This window comes from Streptomyces sp. NPDC005574, from assembly GCF_040605435.1.
Lineage (GTDB): Bacteria > Actinomycetota > Actinomycetes > Streptomycetales > Streptomycetaceae > Streptomyces.
The window spans coordinates 99,068-121,774 of the sequence record NZ_JBEXCW010000011.1 but is presented as its reverse complement, the minus strand read 5'-3'; the positions used below and the strand labels follow the sequence as shown (position 1 = coordinate 121,774).

20 protein-coding genes are annotated in these 22,707 nt (G+C 69.5%); 9 read left to right on the top strand and 11 right to left on the bottom strand.

The window, feature by feature from the left end; all coding sequences use genetic code 11:
- Positions 1-187 precede the first annotated feature (187 nt).
- The 5 genes from ABZT03_RS10850 (at position 188) to ABZT03_RS10830 (ending at position 6,394) form a co-directional block, all read left to right on the top strand.
- On the top strand, positions 188-1,354 hold the full coding sequence (locus tag ABZT03_RS10850; protein ID WP_356036533.1) for a citrate synthase: 1,167 nt from the start codon (positions 188-190) through the stop codon (positions 1,352-1,354).
- 158 nt (positions 1,355-1,512) lie between these two features.
- The gene (locus tag ABZT03_RS10845) at positions 1,513-2,769 is read left to right on the top strand and encodes a citrate synthase (protein WP_356036531.1); all 1,257 of its coding nucleotides are present in this window, start codon (positions 1,513-1,515) and stop codon (positions 2,767-2,769) included.
- Between the two features lie 54 nt (positions 2,770-2,823).
- Complete coding sequence (locus ABZT03_RS10840) at positions 2,824-3,762, top strand: sucrase ferredoxin (protein WP_356036528.1); 939 nt, start codon at positions 2,824-2,826, stop codon at positions 3,760-3,762.
- A 278-nt stretch (positions 3,763-4,040) separates the two neighbouring features.
- Positions 4,041-5,714 carry a sensor histidine kinase gene (locus tag ABZT03_RS10835; RefSeq protein WP_356036525.1) on the top strand — a complete coding sequence of 558 codons (1,674 nt, stop codon included), beginning with the start codon at positions 4,041-4,043 and terminating at the stop codon, positions 5,712-5,714.
- Positions 5,711-6,394 carry a response regulator gene (locus ABZT03_RS10830; protein ID WP_356036522.1) on the top strand — a complete coding sequence of 228 codons (684 nt, stop codon included), beginning with the start codon at positions 5,711-5,713 and terminating at the stop codon, positions 6,392-6,394. The genes ABZT03_RS10835 and ABZT03_RS10830 overlap by 4 nt, the downstream gene beginning before the upstream one ends.
- A gap of 68 nt (positions 6,395-6,462) precedes the next feature.
- On the opposite strand, the gene ABZT03_RS10825 is transcribed toward ABZT03_RS10830, so the two are convergent.
- From ABZT03_RS10825 to ABZT03_RS10815, 3 genes are all read right to left on the bottom strand, one after another.
- Positions 6,463-7,524, bottom strand: coding sequence for an ABC transporter substrate-binding protein (locus ABZT03_RS10825; protein ID WP_356036519.1), 1,062 nt, complete (start codon positions 7,522-7,524; stop codon positions 6,463-6,465).
- Between the two features lie 61 nt (positions 7,525-7,585).
- Positions 7,586-8,464 carry an ABC transporter permease gene (locus ABZT03_RS10820; protein WP_356036516.1) on the bottom strand — a complete coding sequence of 293 codons (879 nt, stop codon included), beginning with the start codon at positions 8,462-8,464 and terminating at the stop codon, positions 7,586-7,588.
- Positions 8,454-9,269 carry an ABC transporter ATP-binding protein gene (locus tag ABZT03_RS10815; RefSeq protein ID WP_356036513.1) on the bottom strand — a complete coding sequence of 272 codons (816 nt, stop codon included), beginning with the start codon at positions 9,267-9,269 and terminating at the stop codon, positions 8,454-8,456. Before ABZT03_RS10815 ends, ABZT03_RS10820 begins: the two co-directional genes overlap by 11 nt.
- A 160-nt stretch (positions 9,270-9,429) precedes the next feature.
- Here ABZT03_RS10815 and ABZT03_RS10810 point away from each other — a divergent pair, with 160 nt between their 5' ends.
- A complete protein-coding gene (locus tag ABZT03_RS10810; RefSeq protein WP_356036510.1) occupies positions 9,430-10,125 on the top strand; it encodes a response regulator in 696 nt (231 codons plus the stop codon).
- Between the two features lie 60 nt (positions 10,126-10,185).
- On the opposite strand, the gene ABZT03_RS10805 is transcribed toward ABZT03_RS10810, so the two are convergent.
- The 6 genes from ABZT03_RS10805 to ABZT03_RS10780 form a co-directional block, all read right to left on the bottom strand.
- Complete coding sequence (locus ABZT03_RS10805; protein ID WP_356036507.1) at positions 10,186-11,778, bottom strand: cation acetate symporter; 1,593 nt, start codon at positions 11,776-11,778, stop codon at positions 10,186-10,188.
- Positions 11,775-12,329, bottom strand: a complete 555-nt coding sequence (locus tag ABZT03_RS10800) for a DUF485 domain-containing protein (RefSeq protein ID WP_356036654.1) — start codon at positions 12,327-12,329, stop codon at positions 11,775-11,777. Before ABZT03_RS10800 ends, ABZT03_RS10805 begins: the two co-directional genes overlap by 4 nt.
- Before the next feature lie 69 nt (positions 12,330-12,398).
- The gene (locus ABZT03_RS10795) at positions 12,399-13,082 is read right to left on the bottom strand and encodes a response regulator transcription factor (RefSeq protein ID WP_356036504.1); all 684 of its coding nucleotides are present in this window, start codon (positions 13,080-13,082) and stop codon (positions 12,399-12,401) included.
- Positions 13,079-14,230, bottom strand: a complete 1,152-nt coding sequence (locus ABZT03_RS10790) for a histidine kinase (protein WP_356036501.1) — start codon at positions 14,228-14,230, stop codon at positions 13,079-13,081. Before ABZT03_RS10790 ends, ABZT03_RS10795 begins: the two co-directional genes overlap by 4 nt.
- Positions 14,227-14,751, bottom strand: a complete 525-nt coding sequence (locus tag ABZT03_RS10785) for a DUF1453 domain-containing protein (protein ID WP_356036499.1) — start codon at positions 14,749-14,751, stop codon at positions 14,227-14,229. Before ABZT03_RS10785 ends, ABZT03_RS10790 begins: the two co-directional genes overlap by 4 nt.
- A 196-nt stretch (positions 14,752-14,947) precedes the next feature.
- Positions 14,948-17,071 carry a DNA topoisomerase IV subunit B gene (locus ABZT03_RS10780; RefSeq protein WP_356036496.1) on the bottom strand — a complete coding sequence of 708 codons (2,124 nt, stop codon included), beginning with the start codon at positions 17,069-17,071 and terminating at the stop codon, positions 14,948-14,950.
- Between the two features lie 441 nt (positions 17,072-17,512).
- Here ABZT03_RS10780 and ABZT03_RS10775 point away from each other — a divergent pair, with 441 nt between their 5' ends.
- Positions 17,513-17,746 carry a hypothetical protein gene (locus ABZT03_RS10775; protein WP_356036493.1) on the top strand — a complete coding sequence of 78 codons (234 nt, stop codon included), beginning with the start codon at positions 17,513-17,515 and terminating at the stop codon, positions 17,744-17,746.
- A gap of 103 nt (positions 17,747-17,849) precedes the next feature.
- Here ABZT03_RS10775 and ABZT03_RS10770 read toward each other — a convergent pair whose 3' ends face one another.
- A complete protein-coding gene (locus tag ABZT03_RS10770; protein WP_356036491.1) occupies positions 17,850-18,716 on the bottom strand; it encodes a serine protease in 867 nt (288 codons plus the stop codon).
- Positions 18,717-18,938: 222 nt separating this feature from the next.
- On the opposite strand from ABZT03_RS10770, the gene ABZT03_RS10765 reads away from it, so the two are divergent.
- Both ABZT03_RS10765 and ABZT03_RS10760 read left to right on the top strand, forming a co-directional pair.
- Entirely contained in the window at positions 18,939-19,595 is a 657-nt protein-coding gene (locus ABZT03_RS10765; RefSeq protein ID WP_356036489.1) for a hypothetical protein, read from the top strand.
- Between the two features lie 173 nt (positions 19,596-19,768).
- Positions 19,769-20,635, top strand: coding sequence for a hypothetical protein (locus ABZT03_RS10760; RefSeq protein ID WP_356036652.1), 867 nt, complete (start codon positions 19,769-19,771; stop codon positions 20,633-20,635).
- A 175-nt stretch (positions 20,636-20,810) separates the two neighbouring features.
- Here ABZT03_RS10760 and ABZT03_RS10755 read toward each other — a convergent pair whose 3' ends face one another.
- A complete protein-coding gene (locus tag ABZT03_RS10755) occupies positions 20,811-22,358 on the bottom strand; it encodes an RNA polymerase sigma factor (RefSeq protein WP_356036487.1) in 1,548 nt (515 codons plus the stop codon).
- Between the last annotated feature and the right edge of the window lie 349 nt (positions 22,359-22,707).

Below are 22,707 nucleotides of genomic sequence, written 5' to 3'. Positions count from 1 at the left end.
CCGTCGCTGCCCGGTCACCAACGATGAGGCCTGGCGTCAGAACGACACCAGGCCACACGCGTTTCCTCGCCTCCTCCGCCCACCGCTTCCTTCTCTGACAAGCATGGTCCACCTCAAGGTTGATTCAATCAATATTGACGATAACTCTGTCAAGGATTGATAGTCGGATCAAGTTCGAGGAGGAATCATGCTGATCAATCGCGCCGCGTCCACCTCCATAGACGTACCGCGGGGCCTCGCGGGCGTCGTCGTCACCGAGACCGCACTGGGTGACGTCAGGGGACTGGAGGGCTTCTACCACTATCGCCAGTACTCGGCCGTCGACCTCGCGCAAAGCCGCGGCTTCGAGGACGTCTGGCACCTGATGATCCACGGCGACCTGCCGGACACGGCACGACTGTCCGCGTTCACCGCACACACCGCACAGCTCCGCCGTCTGCCCGACGAGGTGCGCGCCGCGCTGCCCGCCGTCGCCGCGGCGAACGGACGGTCCGGTCCGCTCGCCGGCCTGCGCAGTGCGCTGTCGATGCTCGGGGCCGCGAAGGGGTTCCGGCCGGTGTACGACCTGGACGCGGAGCAGCGGCGCGCCGACACGATCGCAGCCGCGGCGGCCGTTCCCACCCTTCTGACCGCGCTGTACCGGCTGGGACACGGCTTGGAGCCCGTCGAGCCGCGCGCGGATCTGCCGTACGCCGCGAACTACCTGTACATGCTGACCGGTTCCGAGCCGGATCCGGAGCGGGCGAGGGCGATCGAGCAGTACCTGATCTCCACGATCGACCACGGGTTCAACGCCTCGACCTTCTCGGCGAGAGTGATCGCATCGACGGGCGCGGACGTGGCGGCGGCCCTGGTGGGGGCGGTCGGCGCGCTCTCGGGCCCCCTGCACGGTGGCGCGCCCAGTCGCGCACTGGACACGCTGGACGCGATCGGCAGCCCCGACCGCATCGACCCCTGGATTCGTGAGCACGTTCTCGCCGGTGAGCGCATCATGGGCTTCGGACACCCCGTCTACCGCACCGAGGATCCCCGTTCCCGCATGCTGCGCGGCATCGCGGAGCGGTTCGGCGGCCCGCTGGTCGACTTCGCCGTCGAGGTCGAACGGCAGGTGGAAGCGATCCTGGCAGAGCTCAAACCCGGCCGTGAACTGCACACGAACGTCGAGTTCTACGCCGGAGTGGTCATGGAACTGTGCGGACTGCCACGGGAGATGTTCACCCCGACGTTCGCGGCGGCACGGGTGGTCGGCTGGAGCGCGAACATCGTGGAACAGGCGGAGGACTCGAAGATCATCCGTCCGGCGGCGCGGTACGTGGGACCGCAACCACCCGTAGCGGTCCCGGCGGTGCTCTGAGACGGGCCGAGCGGCATCCAGATCCGAGTGCACGCCACTTGAGGGGAGCGCATGCGGACGGATCGAGATTGCTGAGCTCGGCTCGGATGACCGGGTGCGGTCGCCGGTTATCCACATTGATTCAGTCAATGTAGGCAGACACGGCTACGGTGACCTCCATGCGCGATCAAGAACCCGCCCCCGGCGACACGGAGCGGCGGCTGAGCACCAAAGAGGCCGCCGAACTGCTCGGCGTGAAGCCCGAGACCGTGTACGCGTACGTGAGCCGGGGCCAGCTGGGCAGTCGGCGCGTCCCCGGCGGCCGGGGCAGCACCTTCGACGCCCGGGAGGTGGAGGCTCTCGCCCGGCGCAACAGACGCGACAGTGGCCCGAGTTCGATCGGCGGCGGCGAGCTGTCCGTGCGCACGCGCCTCACGCTCATCGACACGGACCGGTACTACTTCCGCGGTGTCGACGCGGTCGAACTGGCCGCTCGCCATTCCTACGAAGAAGTCGCCGAATGGCTGTGGACCGGGCGGTTGAGCCCCGGCGTCGTCTTCACCGCGCCCCGCGCCTCGGTCGCAGTCGCCCGGCGCGCGGTGGAGGCACTGCCCGAACACACCACTCCCACGGACCGGTTGCGGGTCGCCGCGATCGCCGCGTCGGCCGCGGACCCGCTCCGCTTCGACCTGTCCGAGGAGTCCGTGCTCGGCACCGCGCGCACCCTCATCCCGACCCTGGTCGCCGCACTGCCTCCGGCGGGGCGGGGCCACCGTGAGGGCGGTCCCCTCGCCCACCGGCTGTGGACACGCCTCAGCGGGACGGCCGCCGACGAGACCTCCCTGCGCGTCCTGGACACGGCGCTCGCCCTCCTCGTGGACCACGACCTCGCGGCCTCGACCCTCGCGGTGCGCGTCGCCGCGTCGGCCCGCGCGCACGCCTACGCGGCCGTCTCCGCCGGGCTCGGCGTGCTGGAGGGCCCCCTGCACGGCGCCGCCAGCGGAGTCGCCCACCGGCTGCTGCTCGACGTGCTCGACCACGGCAGCGCGGCGCCCGTGATCGCGGACGAGCTGCGCGCGGGCCGCCGCATCCCCGGGCTGGGCCACCGGCTGTATCCCGGCGAGGACCCACGCGCGCGTGCTCTGTTCGGCCTCTTGGAGGAACTCCCCCGCGCGGCCCCCGCGCTCGCCGCGGCCCGCGACATCGTGGCCACCGCCGCACGGCACACCCCGTTGCACGCCAACGTCGACCTGGCTCTCGCCGTGTTCACGGCGTCGTCCGGCATGCTTCCGACGGCGGGCGAGACGATCTTCGCCGTGGCCCGTACGGCGGGCTGGATCGCCCATGCCCTGGAGGAGTACGGGGAACGCCCCCTGCGCATGCGACCGAGCGGTCACTACGTGGGCGCGCGACCCCCGCAGCCCCTTCCGGAGTAGGACGACACGACGGCCGAACGCGATCCCGGTTCAAGTCAGGTTAGGCTCACCTCTGTGAGTACGTGCTCAACCGTCTCCCAGAGCCTCGACGAGCCCCTCTCGGGAACCGCGCCCACCGCGAGCGCCTGGCTGCTCATCGAGCAGCCCGGGCCGTGGGGCCCCAGAGCGCTCACTTCCAGCCACCTGGACCCCCTGGTCGGGCGCGCCCTCGAAGCCGCCTCGGAGGGCACGGGCGTACGTGTGGCGCTCATCCGGCGGCCCGGCCGGCACGCCGACAGCGGCACGGTCACCGCGCGTCAGGTGTACGCGGCTCACACCAGGCCAGGGAACGCCTGGCTGCACGAGGCCACCACCTGCGATCCCCGGCGTCTCCTGGACATCGACTTCGCCGCTCTCGGCGCGGGAGACCACCGCGGCTTCGACCGGGCGGTGCAGGGCCGGCCCCACGCGGGCAACCCTCTCGCGCTCGTGTGCACCAACGGCAGGCGTGACCGCTGCTGTGCGCTGCTCGGGCGGCCCCTCGCGGCCGAACTGGCCGCCTCCGGCGCGGATGGCACCTGGGAGGTCACCCATCTGGGTGGTCACCGTTTCTCACCGACGCTGCTCGTCCTGCCGTACGGACACGCCTACGGCCGGGTCGGAGCCGCCGACGTGGAGGCGATCCTGCACGACGTCCAGGAAGGGCGGGTCGTCGTGGACGGCTGCCGCGGGAACTCCGCCTGGGAGCGGCCCGGACAGGCGGCGGAGCTCGCCGTGCGCACCTCGGTGCACGAGTACGCGGCGGACGCCCTGACCGTCGTACGGACCGACGGTACGGCGCCGCGCTGGGAGGTGACCGTCGCGCACACCGACGGACGCCACTGGCGCGTCGTCGTGGCCCAGGGCGCGTCCTCGCCGCCCCGACCGGAGACCTGCGGAACCTCGGTCCTCGGCTCACCGGCCCGCATGGACGTGGTGAGAGTGCAGGAACTGACGGCGGCCCTGGCGGGCTGAGAAGATCCGTGACCCCCGCTGTGCGCGCCGAACGAACGCACCCACGGGCGGACAGGGCAGCCCAGGTCGCATGGGTTCGCCGACGACCGTCCTACGATCACTGCCCCAGCGGCCGGCGAACGCACCGCACCGCACCGACAGCCGACCGGCCCGCCGGCCCCAGCCCAGACTCCGGACTCGAGCGTTGATCAGTTGATCCCGACGCTTCCCTTGATCAACAAAATCCAGGTCACACCCCATCGCCCGCACTTTCCGCCCGTCCACGTACCGTCATGGGTATGAGCCCCACTCCCCCCGCACGCCGTCTGCGCCTCGGTCTGCCCCGGCGGGTGTTCTCGCAGGTGCTGCTGATGCAGCTGGCGATCGCCGCGGGGGTCGCGGTGCTCGCGACCGGGCTGTTCCTCGCGCCGCTCAGCCAGCAGCTGGACGACCAGGCCATGCGCCGGGCGCTGTCCATCGCGCAGACGACCGCCGCGCAGCCGCGGATCGCGGAGGAGGTCGAGACCACGCCTCCGACGGCCACGGGCCCCGTGCAGCAGGAGGCGGAGCGGATCCGCCTCGCCACCGACGCCGAGTACATCGTGGTGATGGACCTGCGGGGCATCCGCTGGTCGCACACCGAGCCCCGGGAGATCGGCAGGAAGGTCTCCACCGACCCGCGCCGGGCCATCGCCGGCAAGGACGTCATGGAGATCGACAGCGGCACCCTGGGCCGCTCCGCGCGCGGCAAGGTACCCCTGCGCAACAACGCGGGTGACATCGTCGGCGCGGTCTCCGTGGGCATCGCGTACGACAGCGTGCGGGCGCGGCTGATCCACGCGATCCCGGGACTGTTCGCGTACGCCGGTGGCGCCCTGGCCGTCGGCGCGATCGCCGCCTGGCTCATCTCCCGCCGGGTGCAGCGACAGACCCGCGACCTGGCCTTCTCCGACATCTCGGGGCTCCTCGCGGAGCGCGAGGCCATGCTGCACGGCATACGGGAGGGCGTCGTCGCCCTGGACCGCGCCGGCCGTGTCCGCCTCCTCAACGACGAGGCGCAGCGTCTGCTGGGCATCGGCGACGAGGTCGTCGGCCGGTCCCCCGACGACGCGCTCGGCACCGGACGTACGGCCGACGTGCTGGCCGGCCGGGTCACGGGCACCGACCTGCTCACCGTCCGCGGCCAGCGCGTCCTGGTCGCCAACCGCATGCCCACCGACGACGGCGGTGCCGTCGCCACCCTGCGCGACCGCACCGAACTGGATCAACTCGGCCGGGAACTCGACTCCACCCGCGGTCTGATCGACGCGCTGCGCGCGCAGGACCACGAGCACGCCAACCGCATGCACACGCTGCTCGGGCTGCTGGAACTGGAGATGTACGACGACGCCGTGGAGTTCGTCGGAGAGGTCGTCGGGGATCACCGCGCGACCGCGGAACAGGTCACCGAGAAGATCCACGACCCCCTGCTCGCCGCGCTGCTCGTCGGCAAGGCGACCGTGGCCGCCGAGCGCGGGGTCGCCCTGTGGATCTCCGACGGGACGCGGCTCCCGGACCGGCTGGTCGAGCCCCGGGGGCTCGTCACGGTCGTCGGCAACCTGGTGGACAACGCCCTGGACGCCGTGGCCGGCACCGCGCACGCGCGCGTGGAGGTCGAACTGCGCGCGGACGGCCGTACCGTCGTGCTGCGCGTGCGCGACACCGGACCGGGCATCCCCGCGGAGCACCACGAGTCGGTCTTCACCGAGGGCTGGACCACGAAGAAGCCGCCCGCCCATCGAGAACGCGGTATCGGACTGTCCCTGGTGCGCAGGTTCGCCGAACGGCAGGGCGGCAGCGCGTCGGTCGGCGAAGCGGCGGGCGGGGGCGCGGAGTTCACCGTCGTCCTGCCCGAGGCCCTGGCCGGGCCGGACCTGGAACCGGCCCTCACCGCCCCCTCCGCGCCGTCGACCGTCCCCAAGGAGGAGTCGTGACGATCGAGGTCCTCGTGGTGGACGACGACACGCGGGTCGCGCGCGTAAACGCCGCCTACGTCGGCAAGGTGCCCGGCTTCCATGTGGCCGGTGAGGCGCACAGTGCCGCGGAGGCCCTGCGTCAGCTGGAGACGCTGCCGCATCTTGACCTCGTGCTCATGGACCACTACTTGCCCGACGAGACGGGTCTGGCGGTCGTCCAGGAGATGCGGCGACGCGGCCACCAGACCGATGTGATCATGGTGACGGCGGCGCGGGACGTCACGACCGTGCAGGCGGCGATGCGGCAGGGCGCCCTGCAGTACCTGGTCAAGCCGTTCGCCTTCGCGGGCCTGCGCGCCAGGCTGGAGGCGTACGCGAGTCTGCGGCACACCCTGGACAGCGGCGGTGAGGCGGAACAGGCCGAGGTGGACCGCATCTTCGGCGCCCTGTCCACGCCCTCGGAGCCCGACCTGCCCAAAGGGCACTCCCCCACCACCGCGGAACTCGTCCGGCGGTCCCTGATGAACGCCGAAGGCCCGCTGTCCGCCCAGGAGATCGCCGAGCGGACGGGGGTGAGCCGCCAGACCGCCCAGCGCTATCTGAAGCTCCTGGAGCGCACGGGCCGGGCCCGGCTCACCCTCCGATACGGCGACGCGGGCCGCCCGGAACACCGTTACGTGTGGGCGACCCGCGCCTGAGGCACCACCCGTGGGGGCGGGGGAAGGGGCCGTGCCCTCCTCACCTACGGACGGCGGGCGTGGGGATGTCAGCCGGCCGCCTTCTTCACGAACTCGGTCGTGTACGTCTTGCTCAGGTCGACCGTCGCGTTCTGGATGTTCGGATTGAACGCCTTGAGCACCTTCTCGACGGTCTCGGGGCCCTCCGCGGGCATCACACCGTCCTTGGTGAACATCGGGAGCGTGCTCTTGATCGCCACCGCGTAGAGCATCTTGTCGCCCTGCGAGTAGTCGGCCGGCATCGTGTCGGCGATTTCGCTCGCACTGTGGGTGGACATCCACTTGAGCGTCTTGACGAATGCATTGGCCAACTTCTGCACCGTGGCCTTGTGACTGTTGACCCAGCTCGTCTGCATGTACAGGCTCGACGAGGGGTACGGACCGCCGAGCGCTTCTTCCGACCCCTGCGGGGTGCGCATGTCGAGCAGCACCTTCCCCGCCTTCTTGTCCAGGATCGTGGCGACGGTCGGGTCGGTGGTCATGCCTCCGGCGATGGAACCCTGCTGCAGCGCCGAGATGAAGGTCGGCCCCGCGCCGACGGCGACCGGCGTGAAGTCGCTGACCTTGACGCCGTTCTTGACGGCGAGGTACTTGGTGAGGAAGTCCGTCGAGGAACCGAGGCCCGTGACGCCGAGCTTCTTGCCCTTGAAGTCCTTGGGCGAGGTGATGTCGCCCGCCGCCTTGGTGGAGACGATCTCCACCTCGCCCGGAGCGTGCGAGAACTGCACGACGGACTCGACAGCCTTGCCCTTGACCTGCAGATCGAGGGTGTGGTCGTAGAAGCCGACGGCGCCCTGCACCTGGCCGGAGACGAGTGCGGTCTCGGCCTGCACGCCCGCCGGCTCGCTCAGCAGTTCCACCTCGAGGCCCTCGGCGTCGAAGAATCCGAGACGCTGGGTGAGCATGGCCGGCAGGTAGATGACCTTGTCGAGGCCGCCGACCATGATCTTGACCTTCTCGCCCTTGCCGTCCCCCTTGCCGCCGGAGCCGGAGGAGGCGGTGCTCGCCGCGTCGTTGGCGCAGGCGGTGAGGGAGGAGAGAGCGAGCAGACCGGCGGCGGCCAGCACGGAGATTCTGGCGGACTTGCGCATGCGGTTCACGTCCTTGTGAGTGGGCTGTGCGGGAGGAGGAGACGCGGGAGAGGGGGCCGGTTCAGCTGTCGGATTCCGACGGCTTCCAGCGGAAGATGCGGCGCTCGCCGAATGTCAGCAATCCTTCGGCGAGCAGCGCGACGACGGCGAGGATGACCATCGCGGCGTAGACCCCGGCCGCGTTGAAGGTGCCCTGGGACTGCGCGACGAGCAGGCCGATGCCCTTGGTCGCGCCGATGTACTCGCCGACGATGGCGCCGATGAGGGCGAAGCCGAAGCTGACGTGGAGGCTGGTGAAGATCCATGAGGTGGCCGACGGGATGACGACCTGGAGTGTCACCCTGCGGTCGCTGGCACCCAGGATCCTGGCGTTGGCGACGAGGCTGCGGTCGACCTCACGGGCGCCCTGGAAGGCGTTGAAGAATACCGGGAAGAACACCAGGACGACGGCCGAGGCCACCTTGGAGGCCGGGCCGAGCCCGAACCAGATCATGAAGATCGGGGCGAGGACGATCCTGGGGATCGAGTTGAGCACCTTGATGTATGGACCAAGGACATCGGCGAGCAAGGTGATCCGCCCCAGCGCGATACCGAAGACCACACCGCCGACCACACCGAAGACCCAGCCGAGCAGCGCCTCGTACAGCGTGTACCAGATCTGTTCACCCAGCGGACCGAGCGCGGTGCCGTGCGTCACCCAGGTGTAGATCTGGTCCCAGATCTTCGAGGGCATCGCGAAGTAGAACGGGTCGATGATCTTGGTCCGGGCGCACATCTCCCACAGTCCGAGAACGGCGACCAAGAGGAGCACGCGGGCAGCCATGACGACGAACCTGCGTCTGCGTGCGGCACGCGCGCGCGTCTGGGCGCGGTCCGTCTTGCCGCCGGACTGGGTGAGGGGCAGCGCGACCGCGGCCTCGGGAAGGATGTCAGGCGACATTGGCCGCACCCCTCTCCCGCGTGATGCGCACCTCTTCGCCGAGGGACTCCCAGATCTCGCGGTAGATCTCGATGAACCGCGACTCCAGGCGGACGGATTCGACCTTGCGCGGCCTCGGCAGGTCGATGTCGAAGACCTGCTTGACGGTCGCGGGCCCGGCGGTCATCACCACGACCCTGTCGGCCAACGCGATGGACTCCTCCAGATCGTGGGTGACGAAGACGACGGAGGCGCGCGTGCCCTCCCACAGCTCGAGCAGCTCGTCCGACATCAGGGCGCGGGTTTGCACATCGAGCGCGGAGAACGGCTCGTCCATCAAAAGGATCTCGGGGTCGTTGACGAAGGTCGCGGCGAGCGCGACGCGTTTGCGCTGACCGCCGGACAACTGGTGCGGATAGCGGTCCTCGAAGGCGCTCAGGCCGACCCGGGCCAGCCAGTCGCGCGCCTTGCTCTTCGCCTCCGCCTTGGGCACACCGCGGAAGCGCGGACCCGCCATCACGTTGGACAGGACGGTGCGCCAGGGAAAGGTGGCGTCCTGCTGGAAGACGAAGCCGACCTTGTCGCCTACGCCGCGCACCGCCTCGCCGGCGACCAGAACCTCACCCTCGCTGGGCTCCTCAAGCCCGCTGACCAGGGTCAGCGTGGTCGACTTGCCGCATCCCGTGGGACCGACGACCGCCACGAACTCCCCACGTCCCACCGTGAGATCCAGTCCCCTGACGGCCGTGTGCAGACCCCCTGACGGGGTCCGAAACGTCTTGCTCGCGCCCCGCAACTCGATGGCGGGGCTGATGTCTGCGCTCATGGCCGGACGGTAGAAGTGGCGCGCGCCACAGCAGCAGTCTTCTGAGCACATGCCGTTCTTTTGCCTGCAACGGCCTGTTGTGCTTCTTTTGCTCGCGCTACAACAGCGAAGCCGAAACACGGGCGCAACGCCTGTCAGGCCTTTGACGGAAAGAGGCCCGATGATTGACGTCCTGGTCGTGGACGACGACTTCCGCGTCGCCGAGATCAACGCCAAGTACGTGGGGAAGGTTCCCGGATTCCGGGTGGCCGCCCGCGCGCACAGTGCTGCCCAGGCACTGGCCGCGGTGCAACGCAGCACCATCGATCTGGTGCTGCTCGACCACTACCTGCCCGACGGGACGGGCCTCGACCTCGTCCATCGCATGCGGGAACAGGGCCACGGCACCGACGTCATCATGATCACGGCGGCCGGGGACGTGGCGACCGTGCAGACCGCCATGCGCCTCGGCGCGCTGCACTACCTCGTCAAGCCCTTCACGTTCGCCGCGCTGCGCACCCGGCTGGACTCCTACGCCGCCCTGTGCCGCACCGTCGACCGGGTGGGCGGCGGTCGCGGCATCGCCGGCCAGGAGCAGGTCGACCGGATCTTCAGCGCCCTGCGCACCACACCGGCGCCGCCCTCACCGGGGCTGCCGAGCGGCCACTCGGAGCCGACCACGGACCTCATCTGCCGCGTCCTGCACAGCGCGAGCCATCCGCTGTCCGCCCACGAGGTCGCCGCCGAAACGGGCCTGAGCCGCTCCACCGCCCAGCGCTACCTCCGCCACCTGGAACAGGCCGGCCGCCTGCGCCTCTCCCTCAAGTACGGCGACACAGGCCGCCCCGAACACCGCTACGCCTGGGTGACTCCGTAGCGGGCAGGTCCCCACGGGTGACACTGAAGCGCATGCCCTACGGCCGTCACGGCGTCGCCTCTACACAGCCCCCGCCCCGGTCAGCGAGCGCACCTCGGTCTCCGCGTGCTTGGCCTCGTCGGGCAGTTCCGCCGAGGTGACGGTGCCGATCCAGCCAGCCAGAAAGCCCAGCGGGATCGAGACAAGCCCGGGGTTCTGCAGCGGGAAGTACTGGAAGTCGACGCCGGGGAACAACGATTCCGGGCTCCCCGACACCACGGGAGACAGCAGCACGAGGACCAGAGCCGGGACGAGACCGCCGTAGACGGCCCACACGGCACCGCGGGTGGTGAAGCCGCGCCAGAACAGGGAGTACAGCAGCACCGGCAGGTTGGCCGAGGCCGCGACGGCGAACGCGAGGCCCACCAGGAACGCGACGTTGAGATCGCGCGCGAGGAGTCCGAGGGCGATCGCGACCACCCCGATGCCGACCGCGGCGACGCGTGCCACGCCGACCTCGCTGCGCGGTTTGGTGTGCCGGCGCCGCAGGGACGCGTAGAGGTCGTGGGCCACGGAGGCCGAGGAGGCGAGCGTGATGCCCGCGACCACGGCGAGGATCGTCGCGAAAGCGACGGCGGCGACGATCGCGAAGAGGACCGTTCCCCCCGTGGAGTCGGCACCGCCACCGAGGTCGAGGGCCAGCAGCGGGACGGCCGTGTTGCCGGCCGCGTTCGACCCTCGTACGGCATCCGGGCCCACGATTGCCGCCGCCCCGAAGCCGAGGACGATCGTCATCAGGTAGAACCCGCCGATCAGGCCGATGGACCAGACGACCGAGCTCCGTGCCGCCCGTGCGGTGGGCACGGTGTAGAACCGCGACAGGATGTGCGGCAGCCCCGCCGTGCCCAGCACCAGCGCGAGACCCAGGCTGATGAAGTCGAAGCGGGCCGTCCAGTCGCCGCCGTACTTCAGTCCGGGTGCCAGGAACGCGTCGCCATGCCCACTGCGCGCCGCCGCCGTGAGCAGCAACTGGTCGAAGTCGCCGTGGAAACGCACCAGGACGAGCACGGTCAGCGCGATGGTGCCACCGAGCAACAGGACCGCCTTCACGATCTGGATCCAGGTGGTGGCCCGCATCCCTCCCAGCGACACATAGATCACCATCAGCGCACCGACACCGATGACGGTCCAGGTCTGCGCCGCCTTTCCGGTGCCGCCGAGCAGCAGCGCGACCAGGCTGCCCGCGCCCACCATCTGCGCCACCAGGTACAGCACGGACACGGTGACCGACGACGCGCCCGCGGCGATCCGTACAGGCCGCTCGCTCATCCGCGCCGCGACCACGTCGGCCAGCGTGAACCGCCCGCAGTTGCGGACCAGTTCGGCGACCAGGAACAACACCACCAGCCAGGCCACCAAGAAGCCGACGGAGTACAGCAGCCCGTCGTAGCCGAACAGCGCGATGATCCCGGAGATCCCCAGGAAGGACGCTGCCGACATGTAGTCGCCCGCGATGGCGAAGCCATTCTCCATGGGTGAGAAGAGACGGCCGCCCGCGTAGAACTCCTCAGCCGAGCCGTGCCGGTGGCGGCTCACCCATGTCGTGATGCCCAGGGTGACCGCGACGAACGCGCTGAACAGCAGCAGTGCCAGCGTCTGGTGCTCACCTCTCACAGCGCACCGCCCCGCGCACCGCGCGTGAGTTCCTGGGTGTCCCACCGCAGTTCGAGCGCGGCCCGGTCCCTGCGCAGTCGCGCGTGGCGGGTGTACGCCCAGGTGAGCAGGAACGTGGAGAGGAACTGCCCGAGCCCGGCGAGCATCGCCACGTTCACCGCGCCCGCCACGGGCCGCGCCATCAGCCCGGGAGCGGTGGTGGCGGTGACCACGTAGGCGAGGTACCAGGCGAGGAACCCGGCCACGCCCGGCACGACGAACCTGCGGTAGCGGCTGCGCACCTCCTGGAACGCGGCGCTGCGCTGCACTTCGAGGTACACGTCGGCCGCCGCGGCGGCCCGTGTCGCACCCTGCCGACTCGCCGGCACGGCCGCGGGCGCGCCTGCCGTGTGCGACTCACCCCAGCCGGAGGCGAGCGCGTCGTACCAGGGGTCGTCGTACCGGACGCTGCCGGACGTCTCGTCGGCGACCTGGTCGTGACCGGTGGGGGGCTCGGCCGGACTCTCGGCACCATCCGCGTCCCCGCGGGGAAGGCCGTTGCTTGACTGCATGCCCAAGGATGGACAGAACGGGAAGATCCCCGACACTTCTTCCCCCGGCTCTTCACCCCATCAGGTGACTCAATTCACCGATGGCCGCACAAGACCCTTCGCATACGCATAACGGACCGCCTGTGCACGGTCCTTGAGACCCGTCTTGGCGAACAGGTTGTTGATGTGGGTCTTCACGGTCGCCGTGGAGACGTGCAGCCGGCGGGCGATGTCCTGATTGCTCAGACCCTCGGCGATCAGCACCAGCACCTCGGTCTCCCGCACGGTGAGTCCGTCCGGCGCCTCGGCGGGCGCAGCCGGCCGGGGGTCGGGCTCGGACAGCCGCTCCAGCAAACGCCGTTGGATGCTCGGCGACAGCCCCGCGTCCCCGGACAGCACACTGTGCACCGCCCGCACGATCTCGTCGCCCCCCGCGTCCTTGGTGAGATAACCGCGCGCACCAGCCTTCAACGCGGGGAAGAGGGAATCGTCGTCTGCGAAGGTCGTGAGCACCACGACCTGCGTGCCGGGATACTCGGCCCGGATCCGCCGGGTCGCCTCCACCCCGTCGCACCGGGGCATCCGCAGGTCCATCAGCACGACGTCGGGGGCGAGTTCGGCGACCAGCTTCACCACTTCGTTCCCGTCACCCGCCGCACCGACGACCTCGATGCCGGGCAGCAGCCCCAACAACATCACGATGCCCTCGCGGACGACGGTCTGGTCGTCCGCGACCACGACCCGCGCGGGCTTCCTCGTCGCCTCCTGCGTCATACGGGCACCTGCAACCTCACCACGAACCCCTCCTCATCCGGCCCGGCGGCCAACGAGCCGCCCAGCAACTCGGCACGCTCCCGCATGCCGAGCAGACCGTACCCGGCTCCGGTGGCCGTGAGTTCGCCCGGCGAACCACCCGTGTCCCGTACGACAAGGGCCACTTGGTGCTCGCCGTAGACGAGCTGCATGCGCACCTTGGCGCTGGGGGCGTGCTTGCGGACGTTCGTCAAGGCTTCCTGGGCGACCCTGCGCACGGCCTGCGACGCCTCGGCCGGCAACGGTCTGCGCTCACCCTCAACGGTGACCTCGGCACCCTCGGACGCGCTGACGAGCTCGGTGAGGAAATCCTCCAGCGGGGTCAGGTCCCCGCGCAGCGCCGACAGTGCCTGCCGGGTCTCGGACAGGCCATCGCGTGCCATTCCCCGCGCCGCCACCACCCTTTCGAGGATCTGCTGCCGGTCGGCGCCCCGCTCGATCAGCAGCCGGGCCGCCTCCAGGTGCACGAGCTGTGCCGACAGACTGTGTGCCAGCACGTCATGGATCTCCCGCGCGATGCGGGCCCGCTCGGTGAGGGCCGCCGACTCCCTCTCCGCCGCGCGCGCGGCCCGCTCCTGGGCGAGCAGCCGCTGCGCGCTCCCGCGGGCCTCGGCGTCCAGCCGTAGGACGTATCCGGCCAGGGCGAGTCCCGCCGTCGTCGCCGTGGTGGTCAGCCACACGTCGTCGTTGACCGCGGCGTAGGCGGCGAGGGCCACGGATGTCGCGGGCAGGGCGACCGCGATGGGCAGCCGCTCCAGGGATACGACGGCGCAGGCGCACCAGAGGACGAGCGCGGGAATCCTGAAACCGGCGGCCTGCGCGGCGACGGCGACACCCCACAGCAGAACGAGGAGCGCCAGGGACGGCCAGAGCCGGTGTGCCAGCGTGGTCCGGAAGAAGCCCCAGGCCGCGAAGGCGGCGACGACGACGCCGACGGCCGCTCCCACCGCTCCCCAGCCCCGGCCGTCCTCACTGGTGAACACGCCCCAGAGGAGGATGCCGAGGGCCAGCAGCCGCGCGACCCGGCCGAGCATGAGCCTGGCCCGGGAGATGCCGGTTCGCCTCAGCGCTTCCGGTGAGGGCCAGCGTGTCCAGGCGTTGTCCTTCACACGCGCTCCTTCCACGCGGGCCGGGCCGTGCCGTCACGGTACGCCGCGGCCGCCTCCGCGGGCCGTTCCAGGGACCGGGCCCGCCAGACCATGATCCCGGAGCGGACGAGCAGGGTGCCCGCGAGGGCGAGCAGCAAGGCAGAGGTGTGCTGGTGGATCCCCAGCACGGCGCCGAGCGCGAACAGGGCGACGCGCAGGGCGATGCCGACGGCCCATACCGCGACGCTGCTTCCGGTGCTCCGGGTCCAGACACCGCCGTCCGCCTCCGCCCATATGCGTGAGGTCCAGGCCCAGCCGACACCGGTCACCAGGCCGATGAGGAGCTCGGCGCCGAGCAGCAGCGCGGAGGCGACGGGGTGGTGGGCATCGAGTACGCCCGGCTCGCGCAGCGCTATGACCGCCAGGACCGTGGGCACGAGCCACCAGCGCCGGCCGCTGTCGAGCCGGGTGGTGCGGAACTGCCGCACGATCACCAGGGCCACCACGGCCACGATGACCAATGTGTTGACGAGCCCGGACATCGGAGCCTCCGTGAGCGAGGAAGGTCGGTGCCGGCAGCGAGCGCTGCCGACACCTTCGACGCTACGGAAACGCGCAGGCCAGGAGATCGGCGTACGGGTGGATCGTGGGTGGATCCTCCGACGACGAAGGCTCCACCCGGGGGTGGAGACACTTTGCCGGCCAAGGGTCAGGCACCCGCACCCGCACCCGCACCCGCTAAGCGTCGATACGCGACCGATCCAGCGTCGCGGCCGAGCTGGAGATGAACTCCTTGCGAGGCGCCACGTCGTTGCCCATCAGCAGGTCGAAGACGGACTCGGCCGAGTCCAGGTCGGACAGGTTGATGCGGCGGAGGGTGCGGTGGCGGGGGTCCATGGTCGTTTCGGCCAGCTGGTCGGCGTCCATCTCCCCGAGGCCCTTGTACCGCTGGATGGAGTCCTTGTAGCGGACACCCTTGCTCTGGAACGCCAGGAGCTTGTCCCGCAGCTCACGGTCCGAGTACGAGTAGACGTACTTGTCCTGGCCCTTCTTCGGCTGGACCAGCTCGATGCGGTGCAGCGGCGGCACCGCGGCGAAGACACGGCCCGCCTCGACCATGGGCCGCATGTAGCGGTGGAACAGCGTCAGGAGCAGGGTGCGGATGTGGGAGCCGTCCACATCGGCGTCGGTCATCATGATGATCTTGCCGTAGCGGGCCGCGTCGATGTCGAACGTGCGGCCGGATCCCGCCCCTATGACCTGGATGATCGCACCGCACTCGGCGTTCTTCAGCATGTCCGTCACCGAGGACTTCTGCACATTGAGGATCTTGCCCCGGATCGGCAGCAACGCCTGGAACTCGGAGTTCCGGGCGAGCTTCGCCGTACCGAGCGCGGAGTCGCCCTCGACGATGAAGAGCTCGCTGCGGTCGACGTCGTCACTGCGGCAGTCGGCGAGCTTGGCGGGCAGCGAGGAGGACTCCAGGGCCGTCTTCCGGCGCTGGGCGTCCTTGTGCTGGCGGGCGGCGATGCGCGTGCGGGCCGCCGCGACGGCCTTCTCCATCACGACCCGGGCCTGCGCCGCCGCATCCCGCTTCGTGGAGGTCAGGAAGGCCTTGAGTTCCTTGGAGACCACATTGAAGACGATGCGGCGTGCCGCCGAGGTGCCGAGGACCTCCTTGGTCTGGCCCTCGAACTGCGGCTCGGCGAGACGGACGGTGACGACCGCGGTCAGGCCCTCCAACGCGTCGTCCTTGACGATGTCGTCCTCGGCCACGCGCAGCAGCTTCTTGGCGCGCAGCACCTCGTTCATCGTTTTTACGATGGCCTGCTCGTACCCGGCGACGTGGGTGCCGCCCTTGGGCGTGGCGATGATGTTGACGAACGACTTGAGCAGGGTGTCGTAACCGGTCCCCCAGCGCAGGGCGACGTCGACGCCGAGTTCGCGGGTGACCTCGGTGGGCGTCATCTGACCGTGGTCGTCGAGGACGGGCACCGTCTCCTTGAAGGTGCCCTGGCCGGAGAAGCGGAGGATGTCACAGACGGGCTTGTCGCTGGCCAGGTACTCGCAGAACTCGCTGATGCCGCCGTCGAAGCGGAAGGACTCCTCACCCTTGCTTCCGCCCTCGCCGAGACCGTACTCGTCACGGACGACGATGGTCAGGCCCGGCACCAGGAACGCGGTCTGGCGGGCGCGCTGGTGAAGCGTCTCCAGGGAGAGCTTGGCGTCCTTGAGGAAGATCTGGCGGTCCGCCCAGTACCGCACGCGCGTGCCCGTACGGGTCCTGGCGATCCTCTTGGCCTTGCGCAGGCCGCTCGCGGGATCGAATCCCGCGTCCGGGCCGGCACCGGCGAAGGCGCCGGGGACACCGCGCCGGAAGCTGATGGCGTGGGTGTGGCCGCTGCGGTCGACCTCGACGTCCAGCCGGGCGGACAGGGCGTTCACCACGGAGGCGCCGACGCCGTGGAGGCCGCCGGAGGCTGCGTAGGAGCCCCCGCCGAACTTGCCGCCGGCGTGCAGCTTGGTCATGACGACCTCGACGCCGGACAGTCCGGTCTTGGGCTCGACGTCGACCGGGATGCCACGGCCGTTGTCCCGCACCTCCACCGAGGCGTCGTCGTGGAGGATCACCTCGATGTGGTCGCAGTGCCCCCCTAGGGCCTCGTCCACGGAGTTGTCGATGATCTCCCACAGGCAGTGCATCAGGCCACGGCTGTCGGTCGACCCGATGTACATGCCAGGGCGCTTGCGTACGGCCTCGAGCCCCTCGAGGACGAGCAGGTGCCGCGCGGTGTAGTTGGAACCGTCCCGGTCTGCTCCTGCCAGCAGAGCTGTGGACGGCACGGACGTTTCGGCGGTCACGCGGTTCGCTCCTCGCTGAATTTCAGGTGGGGCCCTTCTGGGTAAGGGCGCGGCCTGGGTTGCCGCTCAGAGGGTACCGAGGCCTGGTAGAGCCGTTGTAACGCCACCCTCGTCTGCACTCACACTAGTCCAGAGTCGTATGCGCGTTCGATCCCTCGATGGAGTGAAGTACATATCACGTTCCCTTCGGGGCATGAACCATTTAGGCTCCGGGCACGTCCTCAAGAACAACCGGCAAGCCAGCCGGGAGGACCCGACCCTGCCAGACAGCGCGAACCCGTAAGACACACAGACACGTAATACGGCACATTCGCCGCCAACCGGCAGCAGACAGCCGCCTCGCAGATTTTTTTTCGAGGAGAAGCCACGAGCGGGAACGTTTTGGGGCTGGTTGGATGTTGACCCTGGTACGACAGCTCGTCGAGCTAGAGAAGAGGCGACGTGACTACTGTTCTGACCCCCGCGAGCCCGTTGACGGCCGCCGATCGCTGCGACCGTTGCGGCGCCCAGGCATACCTGCGCGTCGTCCTGCTCAGCGGCGGAGAGCTGCTCTTCTGCGCCCACCACGGCCGCAAGTTCGAGCCGGAACTCAAGAAGATCGCCGCCGAGATACAGGACGAGACGGAGCGACTCACGTCCGTTCCCGCGACAGCCACCACAGAAGAAGAGCGCTGACACTTCGCACACACGACGAGCCAGCTCCGGCACAGGCCGGTGTACGGGCGGCGGCCCCTGACCCCAGGGACCGCCGCCCGTACGTTATGCCCGTAAATGCCCCTCAGCGGCGTGCAGGCGCCCTCACGGCACCTCTCGTCACGCCGCCCCAGCCCAGCTTGCTCACCGCGTCGGAGACGCGCGTGTAGACGCCTGGGCTACCGGCGCGCCCGCAGCCGCTCCCCCAGGACACGAGGCCGATCAGTTTCCCGCCGGCGACCAGCGGTCCGCCGCTGTCGCCCTGGCAGGCGTCCCGGCCCCCCTCGGCCTCGCCCGCGCACACCATGGCCCCGGCGACGTACGTGCCGTCCGTGCTGCCCGGATACGCTTCTTCGCAGAGCGCGTCGGCCAGCACGTGCACGTGCGCCCCTCGCAGACTGTGCGCGTAGTCACCGACGCCCGTCAGGTCGCCCCAGCCGTAGACCGTGGCATCGGTGTCCGGCGCGTACGCGGGGTCACCGGCGCCCGCCATGCGGATCACCGAACCCTGCGGAAGCGGCGTGGCGAGGGTGAGCACGGCGAAGTCGCCGGCGTTGCTCGTACTGTCGTAGTCGGGGTTCACCCAGGTGTCGCGCACGGCGATCTCCTGACCCTGGTCCGACAGCAGATCGGTCCGGCCCGCGATGACCTTGAAATCGCGCACCCCGTCCGGTGACGCCCCCAGGACGTCCTTGGCCAGGCAGTGGGCCGCGGTGAGCACGGTGGTCGTGCCGACGGCGACACCCCCGCAGAACTGACCGGCCCGGGTACCCCCGAACCGGTCACGGCTGGACAGCGCCACCGTCCAGGGGCTCTCCGACACGTCTACGGGGAAACTGCCCACGACCACGGTGTCGGCGGCGGCCGGGACGGTGGACACCAGCGGTATCGCGGCTGCCGCGGCCGCCAGGGCCAGCGGCCGGGACAGCGCCCGGAAGATACGGCGACGCATGCGCACTCCTCACTCGGGGTGATGACTGAAAACCCAGAGTCATCCAGAGCACGGCGCCTCGCAGCACGAGAGCTCGGCCACCTGCGGGAACAGGACGGTGACTTCGAGTCAAAACAGCTGGTTGCAGGGCCGTGTTAGGCGCGGACCCGGCTTGGTGTCACGCGCGCCCCGTCGATAGCGTTGGCCCACTCGTGAGGCCCTCGCCCCACCGTGGAGCCATCCGTGAACCGCCGCCTCACCCTGTTCGCAGCCACCACGCTGACCGCCGTAGCGGCCCTGTCGCTGTCCGCCTGTGGGAGTGGGAATGACGGGGCGAAGGGGAACGACAAGATCGCGGGGGCCGGCGCGGGGAGTGAGGTCTCCGCATCGCCGTCCGCTTCGAGATCGAACGCGGCGGATCGACCGAAGATCGAGCTGCCGTCAGATCTGACCTACACGTTCGAGTGGCCCAAGACGGGCGATGAGGACAAGGACGCGGTGCTGGCCGACAGCGAGCAGTTCGTACGGGCCGTCGACATGGCTGTCGCCGAGCAGGACCCACTCGGCAGGGCATACCGCTTCTACTCAGACGGTGAGGCAGCGGCGGGGAGCCGGAAGTTCATCCAGGAATTTGTGGATTACAAGGACCGCATCACCGGGGCCAAGCGCTACTACGACGCAAACGTCAAGATCAACAGTGATGGGACTGCGGGACTCGTCTACTGCGAAGACCAGAACAAGGCGTACAACCGGAGCATCAAGACCGGTAGGACCGATGTGACTCCGGTGTCGAAGGACAACTATGTCCTCTACGGCAGCCGGCTTCGGGTCAACAAGCAGGGTGTCTGGGTCACCGAGACGCTGGCATCCCAGCGAGGGAGCGCCGCGTGCCAGTCGTGACCTGCCTCAAGCCCGGCTTGGTCGTGTGCGCCGCGGTCGCGACCCTCTCCCTGTGCTCACCGCAAGCGTTCGCCGGTTAGGGACACCATGGCAGCACCAACGGCTCAGACACGGACGCCAACGCCTCCGCCGGAGTCGACGGCGACAAGGTCTCCTCCGCCGTCTCCGGTGGGATCGTCTTCGACACGTCGAAGAACGGCAGGGGTGGATCGGCCGGTGCCGTCACCACGGCTTCGTCGTGGACTCCCCCTGCCTGCTACTACGCGCCGGCATGGACGCCCAAGGAGATTGGGGCGCAGATGCGGCAGGTGTGGGAGAGCAGCGCGCCCAGTCACGAGTGGGCGTTGGACTCCCAGAACTACTTCGTCAACGGCGACCCGTACAAGAACTTCAACGAGGCCAAGGCCGACAAGGGTTACTGGTGGGACTCGTTCGTCACCGAAGGGCGGGAGGCGGACCCGGCGTCCCAGGACTGTGACGAAAGGCCCTTCTGGGTCGACAAGGGTGCCGCGGCGCCCGCCGAGGTCCCGCAGGCGATCACGTCCGAGATGCTCGCCCAGCTCGCCTACGCCGAGATCCGTGTTCCCTCGACCAAGGTGGACCTCGCACCGAGGGACGCGACGAAGGTGAATCTGCCGACCTGGGCATGGCTGGACACGGCGGAGTTCGAGCCGGTGTCCGTGACGGCTTCCGTCCCGCTGCTCGGCCTCAGCGCGACGACGACCGCCGAGCCGGTCTCGCTGACGATCACCCCGGGCACGGACGACGCGGTCACCTACCCGGCCTCCGGACCCTGCGCGATCCGGAACGGGCGCATCGGCGAGCCCTACGCCAAGGGCAGGGCCGACGGGACTCCGCCGTGCGGGGTGAAGTACCTGCGTTCCTCCGGCGACAGCTCCTTCAAGCTCCGAGCGACCCTCGCCTGGAAGATCAGCTGGACGAGCACCACGGGTCAGGGCGGCGCCCTCCCGAACGGTACGTTCGGCGCGGACCAGGATGTCGTCGTCCAGGAGATCCAGGCTGTCAACCGCGGACGCTGAAACCGGAGTGAGCGGCTGGAGAAAGCCGTGCGGCTGAATCGGCGCGGACCGACCGTGGACGAGGCCCCCGCCGTAGGCGTCACCGCGGGTGGGTCATGGGCGTCATGGACGCACGCAGAAGCGCCCCGCCGGGTGAACTACCAGGTCAGGGCGCTTCTGAGGATTGCCTGATCGACTAGTCGAGGTAGTCGCGCAGCACCTGCGAACGGGACGGGTGGCGGAGCTTCGACATCGTCTTGGACTCGATCTGGCGGATGCGCTCGCGCGTGACGCCGTAGACCTTGCCGATCTCGTCGAGGGTCTTCGGCTGGCCGTCCGTGAGGCCGAAGCGCATGGAGACGACACCGGCCTCGCGCTCGGACAGCGTGTCGAGGACCGAGTGCAGCTGCTCCTGGAGGAGCGTGAAGCTGACCGCGTCGGCCGGGACGACCGCCTCGGAGTCCTCGATGAGGTCACCGAACTCGCTGTCGCCGTCCTCGCCGAGCGGGGTGTGCAGCGAGATGGGCTCACGGCCGTACTTCTGGACCTCGATGACCTTCTCGGGGGTCATGTCGAGTTCCTTGGCCAGCTCCTCCGGGGTGGGCTCGCGGCCCAGGTCCTGGAGCATCTGACGCTGCACGCGCGCGAGCTTGTTGATGACCTCGACCATGTGCACCGGGATACGGATGGTGCGGGCCTGGTCGGCCATCGCGCGGGTGATCGCCTGACGGATCCACCAGGTGGCGTACGTGGAGAACTTGTAACCCTTGGTGTAGTCGAACTTCTCGACCGCGCGGATCAGACCGAGGTTGCCCTCCTGGATGAGGTCCAGGAAGAGCATGCCGCGGCCGGTGTAACGCTTGGCCAGGGAGACCACCAGGCGGAGGTTGGCCTCCAGGAGGTGATTCTTGGCGCGGCGGCCGTCCTCGGCGATGATCTCCAGCTCGCGCTTGAGCTTGGGGGCGAGCTTGTCGGCGTTGGCCAGCTTGTCCTCGGCGAACAGGCCCGCCTCGATGCGCTTGGCGAGTTCAACCTCCTGCTCGGCGTTGAGCAGGGGGACCTTGCCGATCTGCTTGAGGTAGTCCTTGACCGGGTCGGCGGTCGCGCCGGCGACGGCGACCTGCTGGGCGGGCGCGTCGTCCTCGTCGTCGTCGGAGAGGACGAAGCCCTTGCTCTCCCCGCCCTCTTCTTCCTCTTCACCGGCCTTGCCGGTGCCGGGGGTCTCCTCGACTGCCTCTTCGTCGCCGGCGTCGGCGTCGTCCTTCTTGCCGGTCGTCTTCTTGGCCGCCGTCTTCTTGGCGACGGTCTTCTTCGCGACCGCCTTCTTGGCGGTCGTCGTCTTCTTGGCGGCGGCCTTCTGAGCGGGCGCCTCTTCCTCGGCGGAGGTCTCGGCGGGGGGCGCCGCAGGCGTCGCGGTGGCGGTGGCCTTCTTCGTCGTCACCGTCTTCGCCGCGACCGTCTTGGTGGCGGTGCGCTTGGCCGGACTCTTCGCTGCGACGCTCTTTCGGGTGCGCTTGGGCTCCGCGGCACTGACCATCAGCGTCACACCCTCTTCCTCGAGGATCTGGTTGAGGCTGCGCAGTACGTTCTTCCACTGAGTGGCCGGAATCTGGTCAGCTTCGAAGGCCCGACGCACGTCATCGCCGGCGATCTGCCCCTCAGCCTTTCCCCGCTCAATGAGCGCCATGACAGAGACGGACTCGGCGATCTCCGGCGGGAGCGTACGGGATGTGCTGGCCGACACGAACAACCTCTCGGAACGTTGGAAAACGGCTTCCGGCTCCGTCCGTCGCGGACTGGAGCCGACCACCGGCTTGGGATGGGCCGACGGTGCGGGCGGGCCGGGAAGATGCACAGCGCCTTGAACGGCGTCCGTATTCCCTCCGCGGCTGTCACCTCTTAGGTCATCGCACTGTTCCCAAGAGCGTTACGCCCAATCTGCGTGGCCCGAGTCACACCCCACAAACGATCAAAAGCGGTCATACGTGGACTTACAGGGTCAGACACAGCCCTTGACAGGGGACTCCGGCGACGGTCGGCGACCATATCGCGCCGTCGGACCCCGCAGTATCCCTGGGGATCCTGCGGGGTCC

Bases quoted from the DNA above. Each gene is read 5' to 3' on its own strand.
- ABZT03_RS10850 (WP_356036533.1), top strand. From the start codon at position 188: ATGCTGATCAATCGCGCCGCGTCCACCTCCATAGACGTACCGCGGGGC.
- ABZT03_RS10845 (WP_356036531.1), top strand. From the start codon at position 1,513: ATGCGCGATCAAGAACCCGCCCCCGGCGACACGGAGCGGCGGCTGAGC.
- ABZT03_RS10835 (WP_356036525.1), top strand. From the start codon at position 4,041: ATGAGCCCCACTCCCCCCGCACGCCGTCTGCGCCTCGGTCTGCCCCGG.
- ABZT03_RS10825 (WP_356036519.1), bottom strand. From the start codon at position 7,524: ATGCGCAAGTCCGCCAGAATCTCCGTGCTGGCCGCCGCCGGTCTGCTC.
- ABZT03_RS10820 (WP_356036516.1), bottom strand. From the start codon at position 8,464: ATGTCGCCTGACATCCTTCCCGAGGCCGCGGTCGCGCTGCCCCTCACC.
- ABZT03_RS10815 (WP_356036513.1), bottom strand. From the start codon at position 9,269: ATGAGCGCAGACATCAGCCCCGCCATCGAGTTGCGGGGCGCGAGCAAG.
- ABZT03_RS10810 (WP_356036510.1), top strand. From the start codon at position 9,430: ATGATTGACGTCCTGGTCGTGGACGACGACTTCCGCGTCGCCGAGATC.
- ABZT03_RS10800 (WP_356036654.1), bottom strand. From the start codon at position 12,329: ATGCAGTCAAGCAACGGCCTTCCCCGCGGGGACGCGGATGGTGCCGAG.
- ABZT03_RS10795 (WP_356036504.1), bottom strand. From the start codon at position 13,082: ATGACGCAGGAGGCGACGAGGAAGCCCGCGCGGGTCGTGGTCGCGGAC.
- ABZT03_RS10785 (WP_356036499.1), bottom strand. From the start codon at position 14,751: ATGTCCGGGCTCGTCAACACATTGGTCATCGTGGCCGTGGTGGCCCTG.
- ABZT03_RS10770 (WP_356036491.1), bottom strand. From the start codon at position 18,716: ATGCGTCGCCGTATCTTCCGGGCGCTGTCCCGGCCGCTGGCCCTGGCG.